Here is a 24,290-nt window from a genome sequence, read left to right as displayed (position 1 = left end):
CTAACTTCCCAGGGAGGCCGTCACGTCGTCGTTGAGCGCGCTCAGGTCCGCGTCCGGGTCGCCGTAGACGGCTTCGCGGACCAGCGGGAGCCAGGGGCCCTGCGGGTCGTTGAACGTCTGCCCGAAGTTGAGCGAGTAGGGGGTACGGCCGACCTGGACGAGGTCGTTCATCACGACCGCGTTCGGGTTCTCGGCGTAGTACTCGTTGTCGGCGAGGTCGGTGCGGGCCATGACGTCGCCGTTGGCGGCGAGGAGCTCGACCTGCTGCTCCTCTTCGAGGCTCCAGCGCAGGAAGTCCCACGCCTGGTTGGCGTGCTCGGAGTTGGCGCTGATGCCGATGGAGTCGCCGCCGACGAACGTGGACTCGCCGCCGTCGATGCCCGGGATGGGCGCGACGCCGACGTTCAGGTCCTCGGGCATGAGGCCGAGCATCGTCGAGGGCATCGGCATGACCCCGATGTTCCCTTCGGGGAAGTACGACACCCAGGTCGCGCCGGTCTCCTCGGCGTGGCCGGGCGCGACGACCTCGTCCTCCACGAGGCCGCGGTAGGTCGAGTAGACCTCAAGGGCCTCAGGGGAATCGAGGAGGGATTCCGTGCCGTCCTCATTCATGACCTCGGCTCCCGAGGCCCAGATCGTGGGCCACCAGGTGAAGACGAAGCAGCCGCCGCAATTGCCGCCGAAGAACGTGCCGTTGACGTCGCCACCGAGGGCGTCGACCGCGCGAGCGTGCTCGGCGAACTCGGCGAGGGTCGTCGGTGGGGCCTCGGGGTCGAGGCGCGCCTGCGTGTACAAATCCTTGTTGTAGAACAGGACCGAGAGGTCGAGGGTGTGCGGGACGAGGTACTTCGCGCCGTCCACGGTGCCGACGTCGATGTGCGACGGGGCGAGGGCGTCGGCGAAGTCGAGGGCCTCGATGCGGTCGGTGATATCGAGGTAGGCCCCGGCCGTGGTGAAGTTCGGGGCGAAGACCACGTCAAGGGCGAACAGGTCGGGCAGCTCCTGGTTGCCCGCGGCGGTGCCGACGCGGGTCTGGTAGTCGTCGGTGGGGATGACGGTGAGCTCGATCTGGTTCTCGTGGCCCGCGTTGTAGGCGTCCACAAGGGCCTGCGACTGGGCCTCGGTGGCGGCGCGGGTCCACATGGTCAACGTGGTGCCGTCGTCGACGCCTTCGAGGACGACCTCCTGGTCGCCGCCTCCGCCGCCGCCGTTGCAGGCGGCGGCGACCAGTGCCGTGGCGGCGGCGAGCACCACCGCCGCGCGGCGTTTCGGGAATCTCATGGCCTACTCCTCACTGAACAGGGGTCAAGGGGTTGGGTTGGGGCGCATCAGGTCCCCCGGGTCTGGACGACCTGCTGGATCGTCCCGTCGGCGTTGAAGTACAAGGGGTCGATGGCGACCGAGCGGCGGAAGTTGCCGCCGCCAGGGGCGTCGGCGGTGTGGTAGACCATCCACCACTGGCCGTTGAACTGCTCGATCGCGGGGTGGTTGGTGGTCGAGGTGACCTGGCCGAGGACGACGCCGCGGTGCGTCCAGGGGCCGGCCGGGTTCGAGGCGGTCGCGTAGCGGATGCACGCGTAGGAGGAGCTGGTGACGCAGCCCGAGCCGCCGTTGGAGGCGTAGGCCATGTAGTAGACGCCATTGCGTTTGAACATCCACGGCGCCTCCCAGAACTCGGTGAGGCCGGTCGGGGTGGTGACCGCGCTCGCGAGGGAGGTCATGTTCTGGTTGAGCCTCGCCATGCGCGGCTGCCAGTAGGAGCCCCAGTAGAGGTAGATCTGGCCGTCGTCGTCGATGAACACGGTCGGGTCGATGTTGAGCGCCGAGGAGTTCGGGGTCGAGTCGGAGATGAGCGGGCCGCCGATGGCGTCGACGTACGGGCCGAGCGGGTTGTCCGAGACCGCGACGCCGATGTTCATCCAGCCGTTGTCGGTGCTGCCGTCGACGGAGACGAACCAGTAGTAGCGGCCGTCCGGACCTCTGACCACTTCGGACGCCCAGGCGTTGGCGCCGGCCCACGCGAAGGTGGAGAGCGAGAGGCGCGCGCCGTGCGCGGTCCACGCGGACTGGTTGCTCGCCGGTGCGGTGGAAGAGAAAACGTGCCATTCGTTCATGACGAACGACTGCTGGCCGGCGGCGGCCTGGTCGCGGCCCGAGAAGATGTACATGGTGTTGCCGACGACGAGCGTGGCCGGGTCGGCGGTGTAGATGTTGCGCACGATCGGGTTGCCCGAGGGAGTGGTCGAGCCCGTGCCCCAGACCTTCCATTCGAGGACGCCGACGCTGGCGGCGCCGCTCTGGAGGACCGCGCGGACGGCCGTGGTGGTGACGGCGTTGAAGTTGGTGTGGTTGTAGGCGTTCGCGGCGACGCCGTAGGCGCTGGCGCCGGTCACGGCGGTCCAGGTCCCGTTGTTGAGGTACTCGATGCGCCAGCTGGCGGGGACGCGGACACCGCCGGGGCCGGAGTTGAACGAGTCGTCGAAGAAGTACATGTCCGATGAGGACACGGTGACGGCGCTGGGCCAGGTGAGCTGGACCCACTGCTGGCCGGTCTGGGGCCAGGTGCCCCAGCGGGGGTTGGCGGTGTCGTTGGAGCCGGGCGGCTCGATGCCGTCGTTGATCGCGGCGATGGACTCCCACGAGGAGGTGTAGGAGGCGGTCGGGGTCGCCGAGCGGGCGACGTTCACGGCCTGGGCCTGGGCCGGGGTCGCGATGAGGAAGAGGGTCCAGGCCAGGGCCGCGGCCGCGGCTATGGCGAGGAGGCGTCTGGTTGCGTTGCGCAGCATGGTGAATCTCCTAGTGCCGGTGGGAGTCAGCTGACGGGGTTGGTGGGGGTCGGTTCGGGCGTCTCGGTGAAGACCTTCCATTCGAGGACGCCGACTGAGGCGTCGCCGCTGGTGAGGACGGCGCGGACGGCGGTGGTGGTGACGGGGTCGAAGGCGACCTGGTTGTACTGGTCGGTCTCGGTGCCGTAGAGGCCGTGGGCGGTGACGTCGGTCCACTGGTCGCCGACGAGGTACTGGATCTTCCAGGCGGCCGGGGCGAGGACGCCGCCGCCGTCGTCGAAGAAGTACATGTCGGAGGCGTTGACGCGGACCGGTGTGTCCCAGTCGAGTCGGACCCACTGCTCGCCCTCTTCGGGCCAGGTGCCCCAGCGGGGGTTCACGGCGTCGTTGGAGCTGGGCGGTTCCAGCCCATCGTTGATAGCGGTGGTGTCCTCCCATGGCGAGGTGTAGGAGGCCGTGGGGGTGGCGAAGAGAGCGGCGTTGTTGCGGTCGTCCGGTTCGGCCACTTGGATTTCCACTGTGGAGGTGGTGGTGGCTTCGCCGTCGGTGGCGGTGAGCTGGAGCGTGTACGCGCCGGGCTCGGTGAAGGTGGCGACGGTGCTCGACGCGGTCGGGTCCTCGAAGACGACCGCGCCGGGCCCGTCAACGGCCGCCCACGACGCGGTCAGCGCGCCGTCGAGGGGGAGGCCGTCGTCTTTGACCGTGCCGGTGAGCAGGGCCTGCATGGGCCGGCGGTAGGAGAGGTCCTGCCTGGCAAGGGTGTAGGGGGCGACGTTCTCGGGCGGGTCGGCGTCGTGGCCGGTGTGCAGGACTTGGACTTCCTTGAGTCCGGTGGCGTGGCCGTCCTGGTGGTCGAGGAGGACGCGGACGCGGTCGGTGGTGACCTCGGGGAACTGGACCTGGTTGTAGTTGGCTCGCGGGATCGCGGGGGTCTTGGTCTGGTCCTCGACGGTGGTCCAGTCGGTGCCGTCGTGGTATTGGACCTGGTAGACGGCGGGTTCGGCGAGGCCGTCGACGGATCTGTCGCGGTAGAAGTAGAGGCGGAGTTCGTCTATGTCCACCTCGGAGCCGAGGTCCACTTCGTACCAGTCGGTGTCGGTGCCGGAGCCTTCGCTGGACCAGTAGGGGGCGTTGACGGTGGTGCCGTCAACCGCGCCGTCCACGGTGGAGCCTTCGGCGGTGAAGGAGGCGGTGGCGGGCTGGCCTTCGGCGAGGTTCTCGGCGTCGCCGGTGAGGTCGGCGCCGGCCTTGGCGAAGACGTCGACGACGCGCCCGTCGAGTTCCACGTCCTGGGGCTCGGAGAGATGCTTCATCTTGCGGCTCTTGAGGACGCAGCCGCCCTCGGAGAGCTGGACGCGGCCGGTATCGGGGTCCCAGACGGCCGGGACGAGGCTGTCGAGGGTGAAGGCGCGGGTGCCGTCGATGTAGACGGAGTAGCCCTCGGGGGCGCCGGGGTAGTGGTCGGTGCCGTCGCCGGGCTCGTCCCAGATGATCGTCAGGTCGCTGTCGCGGTAGCGGAGGTCGTTGACGGTGAAGTGGTCCCAACCGATGTCGATGGGGGCGAGTTCGATTCGATCGTCCGAGCGGGGTCGCAGGCCCGCGACGTCCTCCACATAGGTCCAGATGCTGGAGCCGAGCGTGGTGTGGTGGATCCAGGAGCGGTAGTCGATCTCCTCGCCGTCCCAGTCGGCCCAGAACTCGTTGGAGTCCGGCCAGGCGGTGTCGCCGCCGATGTAGGTGGACCAGGCGTTCCAGTACAGGAGCTTCTTGTAGTCGTCGGTGGTGATGGCGTCCTGGTCGTAGTCGCGCAGGGCCGACGAGAAGAGTCTGAACTGGACGGTGGAGTTGATCTGGGAGAAGTTGTTGGAGCCGGGGTTGCCCTGTTCGGCCGCTTCGGCCTTGTCGGCCTGGTTCGCGGTGTAGAAAGGGAACACGGGGTACTCGTCGGGGTCGGCGAACAGGCGCAGCGCGTCGGTGTAGGGCTCCTCGTTCGGGACGGCGCCGACCGCGAAGGGGTAGTAGTTGTTGATCTCCTTCCACGGCACGTGGTCGCCGGATTCGACGTGGACGTGCTCGAAGAGCTGGGTGTCGGGGTTCCACAGGACGTCGGTAATGGCGGCCTGGATGTTCTCGGCGATCGTGCGCATCTCGTCGGCCTTGGCGGTGTTCCCGGCGAGCTCGTAGGCCTCGGCGGCGGCGAGGGCGCCGGAGTACTGGTAGGCGGACTCGGCTCGGTCGAGATCGCCTTCGCGCCAGTGGAAGGAGACGGCGTCGGCGTCGTTGCCGGTCATGGCGCCCCAGTCGTACTCGATGAGCCAGTTGCCGTTCGAGTCGAAGGTCTCCAGCTGGCCCTTGACGTCGCCTTCGGCGTAGCGGGCGAGATTCTCGGCGACCTCGGTCGGTCCACCGTGGATCTGGTAGGAGCGCCAGGCGGCCTCGGCGATGTACTGCGCGTAGGAGTTCGACCAGTTCTCGGGGTCGCCGGGGTTGTCCATGAAGCGGCCGCCCTCGGAGGACTCGCCGGTGGAGACCCAGGGGCCGTAGGAGTACGCGGGGTCGCGCAGGTACTTGAGGTCGTCGATGAACATCGGGACGGTGAGGGCGATGGCGTTGTTGTAGCCGGTGACGCCCTCGATGGAGGTGGGGAACTGGAAGTCGTTGCCCGGGATGTCGGCGTCGAGGTAGTTGTAGCGCATCAGCCACCAGCGGTAGTAGATGAACTTCTTGTGGGCCTCGTCGGGAACGTCGAAGTAGGGGAGGTTGTCGGCCCACCACTTGTTGTAGGTCTGGACGTGGGTCGCGAAGGCAGCCGCGGGGGCGGCGTCGCGGTAGGCCTCGTACTCGGTGGCCGATTCGGGGATCTCATCGGCGATCATGCCGAGCTGGACCTTGAATGTCGCCGATTCGCCTTGGGCGAGTTCGAGTTCGCCGGTGAGGGCGCCGTCGGCGGGGGTGAGGCCGGTGCCGGAGAGGCGCGGGAAGACGGTGGTGAGGCGCTCTCGGCGGGAGTTCTGGACGTCGAGGACGCCGGTGAGCTCGTCGCCGTCAGCCGTCCAGGCGAAGTCGGATTCGACGCGGAGTGGGACGGTGGCGACGGTGCCGTGGTTGGTCACGGTGATGTTCGCGACCGCGGTGTTGTTGTGGGTGATGAACTTCTGGACCTCGGCGGTGAGGGTGCCGTTGTCGTGCACGGAGGTCCAGTGGCTGGGGGTCTGGCGGCGCGCGTCCGCGTCCTCGGTGAAGCCGCCCTCGCCGATGTCGACCGTGAAGCCGTCGGTGTTCGAGGCGCGGTCGAAGGTCGGGTCGTAGTAGGCGAACTGGCCGCCGAAGCCGATCACGTCGGGGTCGTGGACGCGCATGAGCAGGGCGCGGCCGCGGGTCATGAGCCACTGGTCGCCGGAGGGGTCGGCGCCTTCGCGGGCGAGGAGGCGGTCCATCCAGAAGTCGGTGCCGGCGCCGCCGTCGAGCTCCTCCTCGTACATCGCGGGCATCATGCCGTCGAGGTCGAAGGGGACGGGCTCGTCGGGGACGGCGTCGCCGCCGGTGAACTCGGGGTAGCCGATGGTCTGCTGGGCCTGGGCGGTCCCCGCGCCGATGACGAGGAGGCCGGCGGCGAGCGCGGTCGCGGCGGCGGTGGCGAGGAGTCGGGTGGACGGGGGGCGTTGCTGCATTGCGCGCCTCCGTGCGCTTGAGGTGTGCCGGGTCGGGGGGACCGGTGCCGAAAGCCTCCGAAAACCTTTTCGGAACGCCGTCGAGACGATGTTAGGGGTCCCGTCCAGGCCCTGTCAATGCATCGATCGAAGTGAATCGATGCATGGGTCGGGACCTGCGGCGCTGTGACCGAAAGCGGGTTTGGCGATGTTTCGGCCCGTCGGCTACAGTCGATCCGTTCCGGCCGGTCGCGGCCGGGACCCCGAAGGAGGACCAGGTGGCCCGACCCCCGGCACCGCGCGGCACCCGCGCCCCCACGCTCACCGACGTGGCGCGGCTGGCGGGCGTCTCGGTGGCCACCGCCTCCAAGGCCCTCAACGGCCGCAACCACGTCAGCGCCGCCACCCGCGAGCGGGTCCTGGAGGCGGCCGCGCAGCTGTCGTTCTCCCCCAACTCGCTCGCGCGCGGGCTCCTCGCCGGGCGGACCGGGACGGTCGGGCTCCTGACCTCGGACCTGGTGGGGCGCTTCAGCCTCCCGATCCTCATGGGCGCCGAGGACGCGTTCGGCGCCGGCGAGATGTCGGTGTTCCTGTGCGACGCCCGCGGCGACGCGATCCGCGAACGGCACCACGTGCAGGCGCTCTTGAGCCGCCGCGTGGACGGGCTGATCGTGGTGGGCTCCTCGACCGATCCGCGGCCGCCGCTGGCCGCGGCGGTGGACGTCCCGGTCGTGTACGCCTACGCGCCTTCGGAGAACCCCGACGACCTGTCGATCGTGCCCGACAACGTGGGCGCGGGGCGGATGGCCGTGGAGCACCTGATCGCCTGCGGGCGCACCAGGATCGCGCACATCTCCGGCGACCGCGGCTACTCGGCCGCGCGCGACCGCGTCACCGGCGCTTTGGCGGCGCTCGACGACGCCGGGATCGCCCTGGTCGGCCAGGTCGCTTACGGCACTTGGGAAGAGGGCTGGGGCCGCGCGGCGGCCTCGATGCTCCTGGACCGCGAGCCGGACGTGGACGCCGTCCTGTGCGGCTCCGACCAGGTCGCGCGGGGCGTGCTCGACACGCTGCGGGAGCGCGGGCGCCGCGTCCCCGAGGACGTGGCGGTCATGGGCTTCGACGACTGGAAGGTCATGACCACCGGTGCCCGCCCGCAACTGACCAGTGTGGACATGAACTTGGAGGAGCTGGGCCGCACCGCCGCTCGTGCTCTGTTCGAGGCGATCGACGCCGAGCACGGACGGGGCGTGCGCACCGTCCAGTGCCGGGTCGTCGTGCGGGGCTCCACCGCGCCGGAGGCGTAGGCTCCGGCGCGGCCGGCGCCTAGGGCAGGGCGGCGATCAGGTCGGCGCCGCCTTCCTTGAGCCACATGTCGAAGGACCGCAGGCCCGGCAGGAGCTGGCGCAGGTGGGCGATGTCGGCGTCCCAGGACGCGCCCTCGGCCATCAGCTCCCAGGTGGCGGCGACCTGCGGACCGAGGCCGGCGGCCTCCTCCTGCGGGATCTGCTCGTACGCGACCGTGGCGCCGGTGGCCGCGCTGATGGCCGCGGCGGCGGCCTGCGGCGTCGGTTCGTCCCCGGCGAGTTCCAGGGTCTGTCCGGCCAGGCGGTCGGGGTCGGCGAAGGCCAGCGCCGCGAAGGCGCCGATGTCGTCGACGGCGATGACCTGCATGCGGTGGTCGGGGCGGAAGAGGTGGCGGTGGAGTCCGTTGTTGATGCCGTCGATCGGGGAGTCGCGCAGGAGGTAGTTCTCCATGAACCGGACCGGCCGGAGGTGGGTCCAGGCCATGCCGCTGGCTTCGATGCGGTTCTCGATGCGGCGCTTGCCATCCGAGCCCATGAGCTGCTTGCCGGGGAGGGTGGCGATCGAGGTGAACACGAAGTGGGCGACGCCGGCTTGGACGGCGGCGTCGACGAGGGCGGCGCCGCGCGCGTATTCGAGGTCGGTGTCCCAGCCGTTGGGGCCGTAGGCGGCCGGGGGGACGCCGAAGACGCCGTGGGCGCCCTTCACTGCGGCCGCGAGGGAGTCGGGGTCTTCGAAGTCGCCGGTGGCGAGTTCGGCGCCTGCGGCGGCGAGCGCCTGAGCGGCGGGGGCGCCGGGGTCGCGGACCAGGGCGCGGACGGTCCAGCCGTGGTGCAGGAGGTGGCGGGCGGCGGCGCCGCCCTGCTTGCCGGTGGCGCCGGTGACGAGAATCGTGCCGTCGGTCATGAGGTCCTCTCAGAGTGGATCGGTGGTGCGCGGGCCGGTAGAATCGGGTGGAGCGACCCGCTTGATCAAGGTAGAGCTGAGGTCGCCGACCCGTCCAGCCGTCGAATCGGGGATTCGTAACGTGCAGCGCACCGACACCGCCGCTCCCGCCCTCACCGAGGCGTCCCGCGCCGACGCGCGCCGCAACCGCGCGAAGGTCCTGGCCGCGGCGCAGGCCGCGTTCGCGACGGCGGGCACCGGGGTGTCGCTGGGCGAGGTCGCGCGCCGGGCGGGGGTGGGCGCGGGGACCGTGTACCGGCACTTCCCGACCAAGGAGGTGCTGCTCGAAGCCGTGCTGTCGCAGCGGATCGAGCGGTTGAGCCGCCTGGCGGAGGGGTACGCGGCGTCGCCGGACCCGGGTGCGGCGTTCTTCGCGTTCGTGACCGAGGTGGTCGTCGCGACCCCGGGCAACAGGGACATGTGCGAGCTGCTGCAAGGCAAGGACGGCTGGCCGCGAGCGGGGCTCCTGGCCTCGGGGCGGCGGTTCTCGGAGGCGCTCGCTTCGCTGCTGGGCGCGGCCCAGCGGGCGGGGGCCGTGCGGCCCGAACTCGGCGTGGAGGACGTCACGGCGATCTTCACCGCGTGCGTGGCGATCCAGCAGATGCGCGAGGACCGCGGCGTGCTGGCGCCGATGAGCGCTTTGGTGATCGACGCGCTGCGCGACCCGAATCTCCGTTACGGAACCCCGCCTTCGGCCGAGAAACATAACGCGACTTGCGCCTCCTGTGGAGCTCCGATCGATCGGACCGGGCCCGGGCGTCCGGCGCGCTATTGCGGATCGGCCTGCCGGCAGAAGGCGTACCGTCAGCGCCGCGTCCTCGGTTCCGCGGGCTCGCCGCCGGGAGCGGTGGAGCAGGAGTAACTTATCGGTTCGTGAGCGAACAGATGACCTCCGAACGGCACGCGACCTGGCTCGAACTGTTCTTCGACCTCGTCGTCGTCGCGGCCGTCTCCCAGCTGACGCACCTGCTGGTCCACCCGAGCGGCGTGCACGTGGCGGCGTTCTTCGTGCTGTACACCGCGATCTGGCTGGTGTGGACCTCGTTCACGATCTACTCCAATGTGGCCTCGGAGGCGACGCACACCCGCACGATGCTGCTGGGCATGGTCGGCCTCGCGGCCATGGCCGCGGCGATCCCGGAGGCGACGGGCGCGCACTCGGCGGTCTTCGCGGCCGCGTACCTGTACACGAGCGGGGTGGCCTCCCAGGGGCTCAACCGGACCGGCCGGATCGTCAAGGGCTGGTCGGCGGCGCAGCGCAACGCGGGGCTGCTGCCGTTCATCGTCGCGTTCTGGGTCGACGACCCGCGCTGGAAGCTCGCTCTGTGGGCGCTGGGCGTGGCGATGACGCTGTGCTTCGCGATGGTCGTGGACAACAACGACCCCGAGCGGATGCGGCAGTTCCAGGAGCGCATGGACGAGCGCGCCGAGCGGCACGGGCGCCCGCTCCCGGTCTTCCAGGCGTGGGACCCGCACGCTTCGCACCTGGGCGAGCGGCTGGGCCTGTTCATCATCATCGTCCTCGGCGAAGCCGTCCTCCAACTGATCGGCGCGATCGGGGAGGTCGAGTGGGGCTGGAGCCAGGTGGGCATCGGCCTCGCCGGTTTCGGGCTCCTCATCGGACTGTGGTGGCTCAACTTCCGCTTCGGCTTCGACGAGGAGAACCAGACCCCGCCCCGGATCCTCCTGCCCGCCCACCTGGTCGTCGCCGTCTCGATCACCTTGATCGCCTTCGGCCTCGGCACCGCCGCCGAACACGCGACCGACCCGCTCCCGAACCTCCACCGCTGGCTCTTGTGCGCGGCCCTCGTCCTGTGCCTGGCCTTGTGCGCCCTCGCCAACCGCGCTTGGTGGGCCTTCGCGATCCTCGCCGCGCCGCTGGCACTGGCGGCCTTCGGCTCCGCCCTGTCGGCCGTGACGGTGGTCCTCGTCCTGGCAGCGGCGGTAGCAGGCTTCGTCGTCTACTTCAATCGGCGATCCACGGCCTAGAGGGCCCGACGTAGTCGTCGTCCTCCTCGTCGTCGGCCCAGCGCTCCAGCAGCCGCTCGGCTTGGTCGAGTGCACCGTCGAAATCGGCCAGGAACTCGGGGTCCTCGGCGAAGATCTGCCGGATGATCGGGTACTGGGAGGCCAGCTGCGCCTTGAACGGGACCTCGTCGATGAGGTGCTCCTCGCCGGCGAAGGCGCGGATGATGGCCTCGATCATGAGCGGTTGGATCGATGGTTCGGCGTTCTGGTAGCTCAGGCGCATCTCGTGGACGAAGACCCGGATCGCCTGGTGGGACGCGTCAGTGCGGAATCGGCGTTCGAGGCAGACGGCCATGAGGGCGGTGGAGAGCGCGAACAGCCGACCGTGAGCGTCCTCGTCGAGTTCGTCGTTGATCTGCTGTGCGGGTTCGAGCTGCCCGAACGCGACTCCGTGCAGGACGGTTCGGAATGCGGTGCGTTCGTTCATGGGGTCCTCCGAGGCGAGTCTCTTATCAAGCGGGTGATCCCGTCAACTGTCATCGCCGAAATGATTACGATGGTCGCCACGCCGTCGGGGGTAACGTGCGGCGTGTCGTTGGCGGGTCGCTCGCCGCGGGTGCTGAGGACGAGGTTCGTATTTGCTGTCTCTTTGGCCTGGGCGTGCAGGTCGGAGCCGTTGCGAATGACCTTGCGGCCCACTTGGCCCAGTTTCCGCACGCCCTCATCACCGGTGGTGTCCAGCGCTTCTGGAGCGGTCGTCGGCATGCCCAGATGGGCGCGGAGTCTGGCGATGTTGGGCGGCAGGCGCGTCGTGACGACTCGCAGCGACACGCTCGATTCGCCGTAGTCGCCCAGCAGCACTCGGCTCCCGTCCGGGTTCGTCCGGGGCGTCAGAGCGCCGCTGCCGGAGTAGTCGCCGGTCATGGCGCCCTTGATGATCAGGAGGGCGTCTTCGAGGTGGCCGACGGTGAGCCAGCGGGAGTTCTGGGCGGCGCCGAGGAGGTCGGCGACGGTGCCGAGTTGGCCGGTCTTGCGTTCGGCGCCGAGGTGGGCGAAGGCGGCGCGGAGGTCGTTGGCGATGTCGCGGCTGCCGAGGAGGTAGGACTCCAGGGCTTCGGCCTCGCTCTTGTCGGCGCCGATGTAGGCGGCCAGTTCGGAGAGCTGGGTCATGGCGGCTAGGCCTGCTTGGCAGCCACGGCGGCGTTGACGGCCTCTTCGAGTTGGAGGGCGGTGGCGTGGTTCTGGGACGCGGACTGTTCGAGGCGGTCCTTGACGCTCATGACGGCGTTGGCGACGCCTTCGGCGCCGAGGGCCGTCACGGCGCCGAGTAATTCCTCGGCTTGCTGCTTGGTGTTCTCGATGCGCGCGGACAGTTCGTCGGTGGCGTCCTTGTTGGCGGTGATGGCGGCGATGAGGTCGTCGAGCGAGGCCATTGGGTGCTCCATGGGACTGGTGCGGGACCGGATGGTCGGTACCGGTCGATTTCAGTTTGGCATATTTCGTTGGCGTGCATGGTCTTCAGACTGAAATGCCGTGATTGTTGAGGTTTCAGAAGTAGCGAGTGACTCCAGTTAGGAGAGTGGCGCACTTGGTTCGCCGCAAGTTTGGCGATTATTTTCATGCTGGGGACTATGCATGGAACTTGTTTTCATGGGACCTTGGACGGGTTCCCGTATCGTGCTCCTCCGAAGGCCAGGTCCCATCGTGCGAACGACCCCGTGGATCGCCGCCGCCGTGCTGGCGGCCGTGCTTGCGACTGTCCCGCCCGCGAGTGCTCAAGAGGGCGGTGAGAGCGCGGTGCCCATCGCCGAGGGTTCGGCGGTCATCGCTCCGGGCATCACGCTCGAATCCTTCGACCGGTGGGAGGACCAGGGATGGATCCGCGGCGACGCGGCCGTCGTGGACCTGGGCGCGGGTGCGAGGCCCGAGTACCTGTCCCCCGGGTCGGTCGCCGCGGCCGAGCCGGTGCGCGGGCAGTTGGAGGGCGTGGAGGACGCGGTCCTGGCGTTCAACGCGGACTTCTTCGACATCAACGACACCGGCGGGGCCGAGGGCGTGGCGATCGCCGACGGTGAGCTGGTCAAGTCGGCCGCTGCGGGATCGTCCAATGTGATCGGGTTCGACGCCGACGGGACCGCCTCTATCGAGTCGATCGGCTTCGATGGTACTGCCACCAGTGATGCGGGGACTCTGGATCTGTACGGGCTCAACACGACTGCTCTTCCGAGCGGACGTATCGGCGTGTACGACAACGCTTGGGGGACGGCCAGTCGTGCCCGGGTCGTGGATGGGGCTTCCGTAACCGAGGTGACCCTCGTTGATGGGGTTGTCACTGCGGTGACCGATGCACCGCAAGAAGGGGCTATCGCCGAGGGCTCGATCAGTCTTGTCGGGCGCGACGCCGGGGCGCAGGCGCTCAGCGCGTTGCAGGTCGGGGACTCGGTCGCCGTCGAGTACGGGGCCGTGGTCGACGGGGACTTGCCCGAGACCGCCGTTTCCGGTCGTCAGATCCTCATCACGGATGGGCAGGTCGTCGACCAGACCGACCAGGCCCGGCACCCGCGGACCGCTGTGGGCGTTTCCGAGGATGGCCGCACTCTGTACGTGCTCACCGTCGACGGCCGTCAGGCGGCGAGCGGCGGGTACACCCTCGAAGAGACCGCCGAGGAGCTCCTGGCGATGGGCGCGCACAGCGCCCTCAACCTCGACGGCGGCGGCTCCTCCACGCTCATCGCCCGCGCGCCGGGCACTGACGACCTGGTCACCGTCAATGCGCCCTCGGACGGGACCGAACGCGCGGTCGGCAACGGCCTCGCGTTCACCGTCCCGGCCGGCGACGGCAATCCGGCCGGGTTCGCGGTCGCGCCGCAGGCGCCCTTCAGCCCCGGCGCGATCGAAGGCGCTGACTTTGATCGGGTCTTTCCTGGTCTGACGCGGCCGCTTTCAGTGGACGCTTTTGATGAGGCGTATGGGCCCGCTGAGGGCGATCCTCGTTGGAAGACTTCGCCTTCGCGGCTGGGTTGGGTCTCCGATGATGGTGTTTTCCATGCGCGAAGTCGTTCTGGGACCGTGGAGGTGACGGCCAAGGACGGCGGCGCCAGGGGTTCGACCGAGTTGACCGTGCTCGGTTCGCTTGCGGCCCTGGAGCCCTCGCAGCGGCTCGTCTCGCTCTCTGAAGCAGGGGCGGCCGCCGGGTTCCAGCTGATCGGATCCGATGCGGCCGGGTTCACCGCGCCCATCGATCCGGGCGACGTCGATCTGACCTACGACGAGGACCTGTTCACCGTCGCCGCTGACGGCCTGGGCGGGTTCACGATCACCGCGAAGGCCGGCGGGTCGGGCACGATCGAGTTGAGCGCCGGCGGGATCACGACCGCGCTCGCGGTCACGGTCGGGCTCGAAGCGCAGACCGTCGCGGACTTCAGCAACGGTTCACAGTGGATCTTCTCGACCGCCCGTGCGACCGGCTCGATGGCGCCCGCCGCCGGACACGACGGCAGCGCGGGTCTGGCCCTGACCTACGACTTCACCCAGTCCACCGCCACCCGCGCCGCCTACGCCCGGCCCCCGGCCAACATCCCCGTCGCGGGGCAGCCGCAGCGCTTCAGCCTGTGGGTGAACGCCGAGGGCGACGGCGAATGGCCGTCGCTGCAACTCAAGGACGCCAACGGCACCGACCTGGTCCTGCGCGGGGACTACCTCACCGAGCCGGGCTGGACGCAGGTCGAGTTCGACGTGCCCGACGGCGTGAACTACCCGGTGTCGGTGTACCGCTTCTACGTCGCCGAGACCCGGCCCGCCGCGCTCTACCAGGGTGCGGTCACCATCTCCGACCTCGTCGCGTACACCGCGCCCGACGTCGAGATCCCCGCGGATGAGGCGGCGCCGGACGCGATGGTCGCCGGGGACCTCGACGGGGCCGACTGGACGTTCGCGGTCATGTCCGACGCGCAGTTCGTGGCCGAGAACCCCGACAGCGCGATCGTCGCCTCGGCCCGGCGCACACTGCGCGAGATCAAGGACTCTGACGCCGAACTGCTGATCATCAACGGGGACTTGGTGGACGAGTGCGAGAGCGACGACCTCGCGCTCGCCGAACAGATCCTGGACGAGGAGCTCGGCGACGAGCTCGACTGGGTGTACGTGCCGGGCAACCACGAGGCGATGGGCTGCTCGGTGGCCGACTGGTCGGCGGTGTTCGGTCCCGCGCACCAGGTCTTCGACCGCGGGAGCACCCGGTTCATCACGCTCGACACCTCGGGCCTGACCATCGGCAAGGGCGGCTGGGAGCAGATCCTCATGCTGCGCAACGCGTTGGACGAGGCCGCCGCCGATCCCGACATCGACTCGGTCGCCGTCGTCGCGCACGTGCCGCCCAACGACAAGAGCCCGCAGGCCGCCAGCCAGCTGAGCGACCGGCTCGAAGCGGAGGTGGTCGAGGAGTGGCTCACCGGTTTCGAGACCGGCAGCGGCAAGGAGGCCGTCTACATCGGCGCGCACGCGGGCTACTTCGACGCCTCCCGGGTCGACGGCGTCTCCTACTGGGTCAACGGCAACTCCGGGAAGGCCCCTTCGACGACTCCCGAGGACGGCGGCTTCATCGGCTGGACCGAGTTCGGCCTCGGCGCCACCGGCGAGGAATGGCTCACCGCCCAGGTCCGGCCCCAGCTCGACGCCCTCGCGGTGACCGCTCCGGACCTCGCACCCGGTGGCACAGTCGCCGTGGAAGCCGAACTGACCCAAGGGAGTTCGACCATCCCGGTCGTCTACCCGATGGGCGTCGACTGGTCCGGCACGAACGTCTACATCGGATCGCGCCCGCCGAGTCTCCTCGACTGGCTGCGCTTCGACGCCTGGTTCGACCCCGCCACCCGCGAACTGCTCGCATGGCGAAAGGGCACGGTCACCCTGACCGCCACCGTCAACGGCGTCGCCGCCACCGACACGGTCGTCATCACGCGCTAGAGCAGCTCGGGGACGTGGCAGTCGGCCAGGTGGTCGTCGACCATGCCGACGGCCTGCATCATGGCATAGGCGGTGGTGGGGCCGACGAAGCGGAATCCTTTCTTCTTGAGGGCCTTGGACAGGGCGGTCGACTCGGGGGTGACGGCGGCGATGTCGGCGAGGCGCTTGGGGCGCTCGCGGGGTTCGGGGGCGAAGGACCAGACGAGGTCGGTGAGGCCGCCGTCGAGTTCGGCGGCGGCCTTCGCGTTGGCGATGGTCGCGGCGATCTTGAGGCGGTTGCGGACGATGCCGGCGTCGCCCAGGAGGCGTTCGGCGTCGTCGTCGGTGTACTCGGCGACCTTGGCGATGCGGAAGTCGTCGAAGGCCGCGCGGAAGCCCTCGCGCTTGCGCAGGATCACCAACCAGGACAGGCCGGACTGGAAGGCCTCCAGGCTGACGCGTTCGAACAACGCGTCGTCGCCGCGGACCGGGCGGCCCCACTCCAGGTCGTGGTAGTCGCGGTAGATCTCGGGGTCGGCGCCCCAAGGGCACCGCGCCAGGCCGTCCTCGGCCGACGTCACCGCATCGCTCATCGCTCTCCTCCTTGGCCGACGCGAGCCTACGCGCCGGGACCGACATCACCGGTCTCCGCCACACTCCGCCTTTTCACGACGTGAGAAATCGCCGGCTATTGCAAGATAGTTGCAATAGAGTTGACCGAGTCCGACCGCCCCGAAGGAGCCCCCTGATGACCAGCACGCCCACCGGCCACCCCCTCCCCGACCTCGTCATGGCCTGGGGCCGCGGCCGCGCCCACTCGCGCGTCACCGCCCAGCCCCAGCCGATCGACGGCGGCTTCGAAGTCGCCGTCGGCCCGCCCAGCGCCGAGGTCCGGCAGGTTCTCCACACCTACACCCCCGACGTCCTCGCCGCGACCGCGCAGCGGCTCGACACCCCCGGGCACCAGCTCATGATCGCCGGGCCCTCCGAGCTGCTGCGCGCCTCGGTGCCCTCGACGTGGACGATGGACGAGGGCGGCCACCTCATGGCCACGGTGTTCGAACCCGCCCCCTACGGCGTCCCCGCCGAGTACCGGCTCGTCGTCGAGACCGACGGGCCGCTGACGGTGGCCCGGATCTTCCACGCCAACGGCGACCTCGCCGCCTCCGCCCGCCTGGGCCGCGACGGCGGGTTCGGCGTGTTCGACAAGGTCGTCACCGCCCCCGCGCACCAGCGCCGCGGCCTCGGCTCGACCGCGATGCGCGCGCTCTCGGGGACCGCGCACGCCCTCGGCATGCGCTTCGGCCTCCTCGTCGCCAGCGACGAGGGCCGCGCCCTGTACGAGCACCTCGGCTGGTCCTTCGTCTCCGACTTCCCCGGGGCGCGCAGCAAACGAGGCTAAATCGGTTGCCGGGCACCGGGGCCGCTGCGAGAGTGGGCCCATGACCACCCGATCCGAGGACTGGCGCGAGGCCAACCGAATGATGTGGGACGAGCGCGTCCCCATCCACGCCGCCAGCCGCTTCTACGACCAGGACGGCTTCCGGAACGGCGGCGGCGACGTCAACGCGTTCGAGGCCGAAGAGGTCGGCGACGTGACCGGCAAGCGCCTCGTCCACCTCCAGTGCCACATGGGCCAGGACACCCTCTCATGGGCGAGGCGCGGCGCCGCCGAGGTCGTGGGCCTGGACTTCTCCGAACCGGCGGTCGAGGTCGCGCGCGGCCTCGCCGCCGACACCGGGCTCGCCGAGCGCGCCTCGTTCGTCGCCGCCGACGTCTACGACGCCCGCACCGCGCTCGGCGGGCGCACGTTCGACATCGTGTACACCGGGATCGGCGCCCTGTGCTGGCTCCCCGACATCGAGGCCTGGGCCGAAGTCGCCGCCTCGCTGGTCGCGCCGGGCGGATTCCTGTACCTCGCCGAGTTCCACCCGATCGCGAACGTCCTCGACTGGGACACCGGCACCCGCTTCGAACGCAGCTACCTCGACCGCGAGGCCGCGGTCTACGACAAGGCGGGCACCTACACCGACGGCGAGCTCGAAACTCAGAGCAATCTGAGCTTCGAGTGGAACCACTCGATCGGCGCGGTCGTGTCGGCGCTGGCGGCGAACGGGCTGCGGATCGAGTTCCTGCACGAGCGGGACTGGACGCTGTTCCGGCACTGCGGGTCCCTTGAACAGGCAGAAGGCCGGTTCCGGCAGCCGCAGGGGATGCCGCGGGCGCCGATGATGTACTCGCTGAAGGCGAGCCGGATGTGACCGCTGTTGCGCGCTAGTTCCCATCCATCTCTGATCCTCCTTGCAGCGGTGCGGGGAGGTTTCGCCCGAAGAATGGCGGAACCACGAGGTGAGAAGGAGTGGATCAGTGAGCGCCAAGCAAGACGTCACGCCGATGTACGAAGGCCGGCCGTACGCCAAGCCCGACGAGGAACTGGTCGACCAGGGCCTTCAGTTCGACATCGGGACCCTGCTGAGCCGCCGCGGCGTGCTCTTCGCCGGAGCCGGGGCCGCGGCCCTGGGGCTGGCGGCGTGCACGAACACGAGCGACAGCAGCAGCACCGGCTCGGGGACGACGACCTCCGCCGAGGACCTGACCGAGATCCCCCAGGAGACGGCCGGGCCGTACCCCGGTGACGGGTCGAACGGCCCGGACGTGCTGGAGGAGAGCGGCGTGGTCCGCAGCGACATCCGCTCCAGCTTCGGCGACAGCACCACCACCGCCGAGGGCGTCCAGATGGACATCGAGCTGACCGTCTACGACATGGCGAACGACAACGCCCGCTTCGAGGGCGTGGCCATCTACCTGTGGCACTGCAACCGCGAGGGCGAGTACTCGATGTACTCCGAAGCCATCGCGAACGAGAACTACCTGCGCGGCGTGCAGATCGCCGACGCCGACGGGGTCGTGAAGTTCACGAGCATCTTCCCGGCCTGCTACTCCGGCCGCTGGCCGCACATCCACTTCGAGGTCTACCCCGACGAGGCCTCGATCACCGACAGCGCCAACGCGATCGCGACCTCGCAGATCGCGCTCCCGCAGGACGTGTGCGACACGGTGTACGCCGAGGAGGGCTACGAGCAGTCGGTCGAGAACCTCGCGCAGGTCTCGCTGGAGACCGACGGGATCTTCAGCGACGACGGCGGCGAGTCGCAGCTGGCCACGGTCACCGGCGACGTCTCCAGCGGGTACGCGATCTCGCTGGCGGTCGGCGTCGACACCACGACCGAGGCGACCGCGGGCGGCGTCTCCGGCGGCGGCGAGATGCCCGAGGGCGGCGGCGAGGGCGGCGCCCCTGGCGGGACGCCTCCGGGTGACGCCGAGTCCTCGTCCACCGAAGGCTAGGAGCAGGGGAAAGGCCCGCGACCGCAGTGCGGTCGCGGGCCTTTCGCGCGTTCAGATGAGGACGACGAGGCCGGATTCGCCGAAGAGCGTGGCGGCGAGGGCGCCGCGGTTGCCGGCCTTCATCGGGAGCTTCGCGCCGACGGCCGCGATGTGCGGTTCGACGCGCTCGGGGTGGGGGTGGACGGCTTCGAGGCCCACGAGCGGGACGACCGGCAGGTCGGCGGCGGGGTGCGGGCTGGTCCCCCAGTCGATGAGGAAGGGGACGGGGCCGCGGTGGCGGCCTTCGCGGTCGAGGGTGAGGCGCCAGGTGAGGGTGTCGCCGGCGGGGGTCTGGCGGGACATCTCCCACGGCTCGCCCGGGTCGTACCCGGCCTCGCGGGAGGCGGCGACGGCGGCGTCGGCGTCCTCGACCCGGACGGCCCAGGTGACGAGCCGGGCCTCGGTGAGGGTGTCGATGCCGAAGGGTCTCCACTTGTCGGGGGCGTCCTGGTCCGGGTCGGGGCCGATGATCTCGAGGTAGGCGCCCTCGCCGATGCCGAGCAGGTAGTTGCGGGTGCCCAGGCCCTGGTGGACGCCGCCGGGGACGGGTTGCGTCCCGGTCAGGCGGGCGACCTCCTTCACGGTGGCGGCCAGGTCGGGCGTGGCGAGGACGAGGTGGTCGAGTGAGGACATGGGCCGGATTCTAGTGGCGAAGCACCACAGGCGCATCAGCCGTCCTGAATCCGAACCTTTCTCAGGCTCTGCGCGGGTCGACCAGGGCCTCCAGGACCTCGTCGCCGGGGCCGCCCATGAACCGTTCGAGCGCCTCCTCGGCCTCGGCACGGCCGGGCTCGTAGCCGACGCGACAGCCGTCGGGGGTGAAGGCCGCGTCGGGCGCGGGCGGTTCGGTGTCGCGGCGCATGACGTCGCCGATGCCGTTCTCCAGCAGCCCGAACGCGTGCTCGGCCGCGGACGCGGCCATGGAGGCGACCTCGAAGACCGGACGGCCCTCCAGGATCAGGTGGACGTTGGCCTCGACGAGGATGTGCTGGGTGTGCAGCAGCTGCGAGGAGACCAGGCGCGAGGTGAGCTTGGGGTGGCCCTCGTCCATGAGCGTCTGGGCCAGCAGCGCGCCCGAGCGGCGGCGGTAGTCCATGGCGCTGACCATGAGCGCGGGCGTGGCGGAGATGAGGCGCTGGACCTGGAGGAACAGCGGCCTGTCGCTCAGGCCCGTCTGCGGGGCGCGGTGCTCCAGCAGCTCCAGGTAGCGGTCGCGCAGGGCCGCGTGCGGGGTCTTGCCGCGGGCGCGCTCGCGCACGACCCGGGCCGGGTCCTCGATGTGGTGCTTCATGCCCCCGATGACGAGGTCTTCCTTGCTCGGGAAGTAGTTGAACACGGTCGCCTTGGAGACCTCCGCCGCGGCGGCGATCTCGGCGACGGACACGTTCTCGTACCCGCGCTCCTCGAACAGTTGGAGGGCGGTCGACTTCAGGCGCCCCCACATGGCGTTCTTCTTGCGCTCGCGCAGGCCGCTGCGTTGTTCCACCGCTCCACCCTAGCAGACGAACCTGGACCCGGCCAAAAATTGTTCCCGGAAAAAAGTTGTACCCGGTCAAATTTCAGTGCTACGCTCGGCCGCATGACAGGAAACCCACCCGCCGGCACGCCCCGCAAGACGGCGCCACAGGAAGGCGAGGAGGCCGTACCGGAGGCGTCAGTCCTCCGCCTCCTCGCCGACTACCTGCGCCCCCACCGCAAACCGCTGCTCCTGGCGACCTTCTTCCAACTCGTCCAGACCATCGCGTCCCTCTACGTCCCCACCCTCAACGCCGACCTGATCAACCACGGCGTCGCCGCCGGGGACACCGCCTACGTCCTCCGCCACGGCGCCTTCATGCTCGCCGTCACCGTCGTCCAGCTCGCGGCCGCCGCCCTCGGCGTCTACTTCGGCGCCCGCGCCGCCATGGGCCTGGGCCGCGACCTCCGCGCCGAACTCTTCACCCAGGTCCAGCGCTTCTCCGCCGCCGAGATGGACCACTTCGGCGCGCCCTCGCTCATCACGCGGACCACCAACGACGTCACCCAGGTCGTCACCATGCTCGTCATGGGCCTCACCCTGTTCATGGTCGCCCCGATCACCGCGATCGGCGGCCTGTCGCTGGCCCTGACCCTCGACGTCCCCATGACCGGCGTGCTCCTGGCCGCCATCCCCGTCATGGCCGTGATCATCTACTTCATCGTCACCTCGATGATCCCCGCCGGCCGCGCCATGCAGCGCTCGATCGACGGCATCAACCAGGTCATGCGCGAGCACATCACCGGCATCCGCGTCATCCGCGCGTTCGTCCGCGACGACCACGAGCAGCAGCGCTTCAACGAGGCCAACGCCCGCCTCACCGACGCATCGCTGCGAGTCGGCCGCGTCCAGGCGTTCTTCGGCGCCACCGCGATGATCAGCGCCAACCTCACCTCGATCGCGATCGTGTGGATCGGCGCCGCCCGCATCGCCGACGGCACCATGCAGATCGGCGACCTCATCGCCTTCCTCACCTACGCCGGGCTCATCCTCGGCTCGGTCATGATGTCGATGGGCGTGTTCATGATGGCCCCGCGCGCGAAGGTCGCCGCCGGACGCATCCGCGAGGTCCTCGACACCGAGCCGACCATCGCCGACCGCGCCGACGCCGTCCACGAGCTGCCCGGCCGCGGCGAACTCGACGTCGAGGGCGTCGTCTTCCGCTACGACGGCGCCGAAGAGGCCGTCCTGCACGGCGTCGACCTCATCGCCCGGCCCGGCCAGACCACCGCCGTCATCGGCTCCACCGGAGCCGGCAAGACCACGCTCCTCAACCTGATCCCCCGCCTGTTCGACGTCGGCGACGGCGCGATCCGCGTCGACGGCGTCGACGTGCGGGACATGGACCGGGCCCTCATCGCCCGCACCATCGGCCTGGTCCCCCAGCGCGCCTACCTGTTCTCGGGCACCATCGCCTCGAACCTGCGCTACGGGAACCCCGACGCCGACGACGAGACCCTGTGGCGCGCATTGACGACCGCGCAGGCCGCGGACTTCGTCCAGGCCATGCCCGACGGGCTCGACACCGTCATCGGCCAGGGCGGCACCACCGTCTCCGGCGGCCAGCGCCAGCGCCTGGCCATCGCCCGCACGATCGTGGCGAACCCGCGGATCTACCTGTTCGACGACTCGTTCTCCGCACTGGACACGGCGACCGACGCGGCCCTGCGGGCCGCGCTCGCCACGGACATCGCCGACGCAGCGCAGGTGATCGTGGCCCAGCGGGTCTCGACCATCCGCGACGCCGACCGGATCGTCGTCCTCGACGCCGGGCGCGTCGTGGGCACCGGCACGCACGAGGAGCTGCTGGAGGCCAACCCGGTGTACGCCGAGATCGTCAACTCCCAACTCACCCTTCAGGAGGCGCTGTGACCATGCGTGGACCCGGCATGGGCTCGGGACCGGTCCTGAAGAAGGCCGACGACTTCCGCGGCACCACCCGCCGCATCATCTCCCTCATGCGCCGCGACCGGCTGCGCCTCGCGTCCGTGATCGGCTTCGGCCTGCTGATGGTCGCCGGGATGCTCGCCGTCCCCACGGTCCTGGGCCGCGCGACCGACCACGTCATCTCGGGGGCGGCCGCGGGCGACCTCGACTTCACGGGCCTGGCGCGCATCCTGGGGCTGGCGGTGGCGATCTCGGTGGTGACCTTCGGGATCACGGTCTCCAACGGCCGCACCATCGCGAAGCTCGCCCAGCACATGGCGTTCAACCTGCGCGAGGAGGCCGACCGGAAGGTCGCGGCGCTCCCGCTGTCCTACTTCGACTCGCGGCCGCGGGGCGAGGTGCTGTCGCGGGTCACCAACGACATCGACAACCTGACGCAGACCGTCGGGCAGGTGACCCAGCGGATCGTGCAGGGCCTGCTGTTCCTGATCGGCGTGCCGATCATGATGCTGACGATCTCGCCGCTGCTGACGCTCATCGTGGTGCTGACGCTGCCGCTGACGGTCCTGGCGGCGCGGCTCATCGGCAAGCGGAGCCAGCCGCGGTTCGCGCGGCAGTGGGCGACCACCGGGAAGCTCAACGGGCACGTCGAGGAGATGATCACCGGGCACCAGCTGGTGACGCTGTTCGGGCGCCGGGCCGAGGGCGCGGCGGTGTTCAAGCGGCACAACGAGGACCTGTACGAGAACACGGTCCGGGCGCAGTGGGTCTCGGCGCTGCTGGGTCCGGCGATGGCGTTCCTGGGGCTGGTGACCTATGTGCTCGTGGCCGTGGTCGGCGGGCTCCAGGTGGCCGCGGGGGCGCTGTCCTTCGGGCAGATCCAGGCGTTCATCCAGTACACGGGCCAGTTCTCGAACCCGTTGAACATGCTGGCGGCGATGTTCGGCCAGGTGCAGTCGGCGGTGGCCTCGGGCGAGCGGGTGTTCGAGCTGCTCGACGCCGAGGAGCAGTCGCCGGAGTCGGCCGCGGCCGAGACGGAGCTGGCGTCGGTCGAGGGCCGGGTGGCGTTCGAGGACGTGTCGTTCCGGTACTTGGAGGACGAGCCGCTCATCGAGCACCTGTGGCTGGAGGCCGAGCCGGGCCAGACGGTCGCGATCGTTGGGCCGACGGGCGCGGGGAAGACGACGCTGGTGAACCTGCTGATGCGGTTCTACGACCTGGACGCGGGCCGGATCACCGTCGACGGCGTGGACGTGTCCACGGTGGAGCGTGAGCGGCTGCGGCGGCGGATCGGCATGGTCTTGCAGGACACGTGGCTGTTCGAGGGCACCATCGCGGAGAACATCGCCTACGGGCGGCCGGATGCGACGCGCGAGGAGGTCTGCGCGGCGGCGCAGGCGGCGCACGCGGACCACTTCATCCGGACGCTGCCGGACGGCTACGACACGGTCGTGGACTCCGATGAGGGCGGGTTGAGCGCGGGCGAGCGTCAGCTGGTGACGATCGCGCGGGCGTTCTTGATCGACCCGTCGATCCTCATCCTCGACGAGGCGACCAGTTCGGTGGACACCCGCACCGAGATGCTCGTCCAGCAGGGGATGGTGGCGCTGCGGCAGGGGCGCACGAGTTTCGTGATCGCCCACCGGCTCTCGACGATCCGCGACGCCGACGTGATCGTGGTGATGGAGCACGGGACCGTGGTCGAGCAGGGCCCGCACGAGAAGCTGCTGGCTTCGGGCGGCGCGTATGCGCGGCTGTACGAGGCCCAGTTCGCGCAGCCCGCGATCGAGGAGGAAGCGGCGACGGCGGTGCCGGCGCGCGCAGGACGTACCCGTTGATCGGAGCGAGGAACTAGGAAACCAGGCCCCGAGAAACACGGCGGCGCCCGGAGCCGAAAGGCTCCGG

Annotated in this window: 19 protein-coding genes; 9 read left to right on the top strand and 10 right to left on the bottom strand. The window is 69.9% G+C overall.

Annotation, left to right across the window (positions count from 1 at the left end; genetic code table 11):
• The 3 genes from DI269_RS25945 to DI269_RS25935 are packed head-to-tail and all read right to left on the bottom strand — an operon-like array spanning position 1 to position 6,457.
• Positions 1-1,281 (bottom strand): ABC transporter substrate-binding protein, encoded by a 1,281-nt coding sequence (locus tag DI269_RS25945; RefSeq protein ID WP_112141439.1) that lies wholly within the window; start codon positions 1,279-1,281, stop codon positions 1-3.
• 47 nt (positions 1,282-1,328) lie between these two features.
• Positions 1,329-2,786 carry a family 43 glycosylhydrolase gene (locus DI269_RS25940; RefSeq protein ID WP_198667760.1) on the bottom strand — a complete coding sequence of 486 codons (1,458 nt, stop codon included), beginning with the start codon at positions 2,784-2,786 and terminating at the stop codon, positions 1,329-1,331.
• A gap of 26 nt (positions 2,787-2,812) precedes the next feature.
• Positions 2,813-6,457 carry a discoidin domain-containing protein gene (locus DI269_RS25935; RefSeq protein WP_112141437.1) on the bottom strand — a complete coding sequence of 1,215 codons (3,645 nt, stop codon included), beginning with the start codon at positions 6,455-6,457 and terminating at the stop codon, positions 2,813-2,815.
• A 257-nt stretch (positions 6,458-6,714) separates the two neighbouring features.
• On the opposite strand from DI269_RS25935, the gene DI269_RS25930 reads away from it, so the two are divergent.
• Positions 6,715-7,743 carry a LacI family DNA-binding transcriptional regulator gene (locus DI269_RS25930; protein WP_198667759.1) on the top strand — a complete coding sequence of 343 codons (1,029 nt, stop codon included), beginning with the start codon at positions 6,715-6,717 and terminating at the stop codon, positions 7,741-7,743.
• Positions 7,744-7,762: 19 nt separating this feature from the next.
• On the opposite strand, the gene DI269_RS25925 is transcribed toward DI269_RS25930, so the two are convergent.
• Positions 7,763-8,647, bottom strand: coding sequence for an NmrA family NAD(P)-binding protein (locus tag DI269_RS25925; protein ID WP_112141433.1), 885 nt, complete (start codon positions 8,645-8,647; stop codon positions 7,763-7,765).
• A gap of 121 nt (positions 8,648-8,768) precedes the next feature.
• Here DI269_RS25925 and DI269_RS25920 point away from each other — a divergent pair, with 121 nt between their 5' ends.
• Complete coding sequence (locus DI269_RS25920; RefSeq protein WP_232822907.1) at positions 8,769-9,548, top strand: TetR/AcrR family transcriptional regulator; 780 nt, start codon at positions 8,769-8,771, stop codon at positions 9,546-9,548.
• An 11-nt stretch (positions 9,549-9,559) separates the two neighbouring features.
• Positions 9,560-10,675: a low temperature requirement protein A gene (locus DI269_RS25915; protein ID WP_157975214.1), complete on the top strand. Its 1,116-nt coding sequence runs from the start codon at positions 9,560-9,562 to the stop codon at positions 10,673-10,675.
• On the opposite strand, the gene DI269_RS25910 is transcribed toward DI269_RS25915, so the two are convergent.
• The 3 genes from DI269_RS25910 to DI269_RS25900 are packed head-to-tail and all read right to left on the bottom strand — an operon-like array spanning position 10,653 to position 12,087.
• Entirely contained in the window at positions 10,653-11,141 is a 489-nt protein-coding gene (locus DI269_RS25910; protein WP_112141429.1) for a hypothetical protein, read from the bottom strand. The genes DI269_RS25915 and DI269_RS25910 overlap by 23 nt on opposite strands.
• Complete coding sequence (locus tag DI269_RS25905) at positions 11,138-11,824, bottom strand: hypothetical protein (protein WP_112141427.1); 687 nt, start codon at positions 11,822-11,824, stop codon at positions 11,138-11,140. The genes DI269_RS25910 and DI269_RS25905 overlap by 4 nt, the downstream gene beginning before the upstream one ends.
• A 5-nt stretch (positions 11,825-11,829) precedes the next feature.
• Entirely contained in the window at positions 11,830-12,087 is a 258-nt protein-coding gene (locus DI269_RS25900) for a hypothetical protein (RefSeq protein ID WP_112141425.1), read from the bottom strand.
• A 271-nt stretch (positions 12,088-12,358) separates the two neighbouring features.
• Here DI269_RS25900 and DI269_RS25895 point away from each other — a divergent pair, with 271 nt between their 5' ends.
• Complete coding sequence (locus DI269_RS25895; protein WP_157975213.1) at positions 12,359-15,619, top strand: phosphodiester glycosidase family protein; 3,261 nt, start codon at positions 12,359-12,361, stop codon at positions 15,617-15,619.
• Here DI269_RS25895 and DI269_RS25890 read toward each other — a convergent pair.
• Entirely contained in the window at positions 15,616-16,191 is a 576-nt protein-coding gene (locus DI269_RS25890) for a DNA-3-methyladenine glycosylase I (protein ID WP_112141421.1), read from the bottom strand. The two genes, DI269_RS25895 and DI269_RS25890, sit on opposite strands and share 4 nt — an antisense overlap.
• 155 nt (positions 16,192-16,346) lie before the next feature.
• On the opposite strand from DI269_RS25890, the gene DI269_RS25885 reads away from it, so the two are divergent.
• The 3 genes from DI269_RS25885 (at position 16,347) to DI269_RS25875 (ending at position 18,943) form a co-directional block, all read left to right on the top strand.
• A complete protein-coding gene (locus DI269_RS25885; RefSeq protein WP_198667758.1) occupies positions 16,347-17,000 on the top strand; it encodes a GNAT family N-acetyltransferase in 654 nt (217 codons plus the stop codon).
• A 40-nt stretch (positions 17,001-17,040) separates the two neighbouring features.
• Complete coding sequence (locus tag DI269_RS25880) at positions 17,041-17,859, top strand: class I SAM-dependent methyltransferase (RefSeq protein ID WP_112141419.1); 819 nt, start codon at positions 17,041-17,043, stop codon at positions 17,857-17,859.
• Positions 17,860-17,992: 133 nt separating this feature from the next.
• On the top strand, positions 17,993-18,943 hold the full coding sequence (locus DI269_RS25875) for an intradiol ring-cleavage dioxygenase (protein WP_112141530.1): 951 nt from the start codon (positions 17,993-17,995) through the stop codon (positions 18,941-18,943).
• A gap of 51 nt (positions 18,944-18,994) precedes the next feature.
• Here DI269_RS25875 and DI269_RS25870 read toward each other — a convergent pair whose 3' ends face one another.
• Both DI269_RS25870 and DI269_RS25865 read right to left on the bottom strand, forming a co-directional pair.
• Complete coding sequence (locus DI269_RS25870) at positions 18,995-19,615, bottom strand: VOC family protein (protein WP_112141417.1); 621 nt, start codon at positions 19,613-19,615, stop codon at positions 18,995-18,997.
• A gap of 61 nt (positions 19,616-19,676) precedes the next feature.
• Positions 19,677-20,468 carry a TetR/AcrR family transcriptional regulator gene (locus DI269_RS25865; RefSeq protein WP_112141415.1) on the bottom strand — a complete coding sequence of 264 codons (792 nt, stop codon included), beginning with the start codon at positions 20,466-20,468 and terminating at the stop codon, positions 19,677-19,679.
• 93 nt (positions 20,469-20,561) lie between these two features.
• Here DI269_RS25865 and DI269_RS25860 point away from each other — a divergent pair, with 93 nt between their 5' ends.
• Both DI269_RS25860 and DI269_RS25855 read left to right on the top strand, forming a co-directional pair.
• Positions 20,562-22,370 (top strand): ABC transporter ATP-binding protein, encoded by a 1,809-nt coding sequence (locus DI269_RS25860; protein WP_112141413.1) that lies wholly within the window; start codon positions 20,562-20,564, stop codon positions 22,368-22,370.
• A 2-nt stretch (positions 22,371-22,372) separates the two neighbouring features.
• Positions 22,373-24,223, top strand: a complete 1,851-nt coding sequence (locus tag DI269_RS25855; protein ID WP_232822909.1) for an ABC transporter ATP-binding protein — start codon at positions 22,373-22,375, stop codon at positions 24,221-24,223.
• Positions 24,224-24,290: the final 67 nt, after the last annotated feature.

It is taken from the genome of Glycomyces dulcitolivorans (assembly GCF_003265355.1).
Taxonomy (GTDB): Bacteria; Actinomycetota; Actinomycetes; order Mycobacteriales; family Micromonosporaceae; genus Glycomyces; species Glycomyces dulcitolivorans.
This window is presented reverse-complemented; position numbering and strand designations above follow the sequence as displayed.

Excerpts from the sequence above, each read along its gene's own strand:
- DI269_RS25945 (WP_112141439.1), bottom strand. The coding sequence starts at position 1,281 with ATGAGATTCCCGAAACGCCGCGCGGCGGTGGTGCTCGCCGCCGCCACG.
- DI269_RS25940 (WP_198667760.1), bottom strand. The coding sequence starts at position 2,786 with ATGCTGCGCAACGCAACCAGACGCCTCCTCGCCATAGCCGCGGCCGCG.
- DI269_RS25935 (WP_112141437.1), bottom strand. The coding sequence starts at position 6,457 with ATGCAGCAACGCCCCCCGTCCACCCGACTCCTCGCCACCGCCGCCGCG.
- DI269_RS25925 (WP_112141433.1), bottom strand. The coding sequence starts at position 8,647 with ATGACCGACGGCACGATTCTCGTCACCGGCGCCACCGGCAAGCAGGGC.
- DI269_RS25910 (WP_112141429.1), bottom strand. The coding sequence starts at position 11,141 with ATGAACGAACGCACCGCATTCCGAACCGTCCTGCACGGAGTCGCGTTC.
- DI269_RS25905 (WP_112141427.1), bottom strand. The coding sequence starts at position 11,824 with ATGACCCAGCTCTCCGAACTGGCCGCCTACATCGGCGCCGACAAGAGC.
- DI269_RS25900 (WP_112141425.1), bottom strand. The coding sequence starts at position 12,087 with ATGGCCTCGCTCGACGACCTCATCGCCGCCATCACCGCCAACAAGGAC.
- DI269_RS25890 (WP_112141421.1), bottom strand. The coding sequence starts at position 16,191 with ATGAGCGATGCGGTGACGTCGGCCGAGGACGGCCTGGCGCGGTGCCCT.
- DI269_RS25885 (WP_198667758.1), top strand. The coding sequence starts at position 16,347 with ATGACCAGCACGCCCACCGGCCACCCCCTCCCCGACCTCGTCATGGCC.
- DI269_RS25880 (WP_112141419.1), top strand. The coding sequence starts at position 17,041 with ATGACCACCCGATCCGAGGACTGGCGCGAGGCCAACCGAATGATGTGG.
- DI269_RS25875 (WP_112141530.1), top strand. The coding sequence starts at position 17,993 with ATGTACGAAGGCCGGCCGTACGCCAAGCCCGACGAGGAACTGGTCGAC.
- DI269_RS25870 (WP_112141417.1), bottom strand. The coding sequence starts at position 19,615 with ATGTCCTCACTCGACCACCTCGTCCTCGCCACGCCCGACCTGGCCGCC.
- DI269_RS25860 (WP_112141413.1), top strand. The coding sequence starts at position 20,562 with ATGACAGGAAACCCACCCGCCGGCACGCCCCGCAAGACGGCGCCACAG.
- DI269_RS25855 (WP_232822909.1), top strand. The coding sequence starts at position 22,373 with ATGCGTGGACCCGGCATGGGCTCGGGACCGGTCCTGAAGAAGGCCGAC.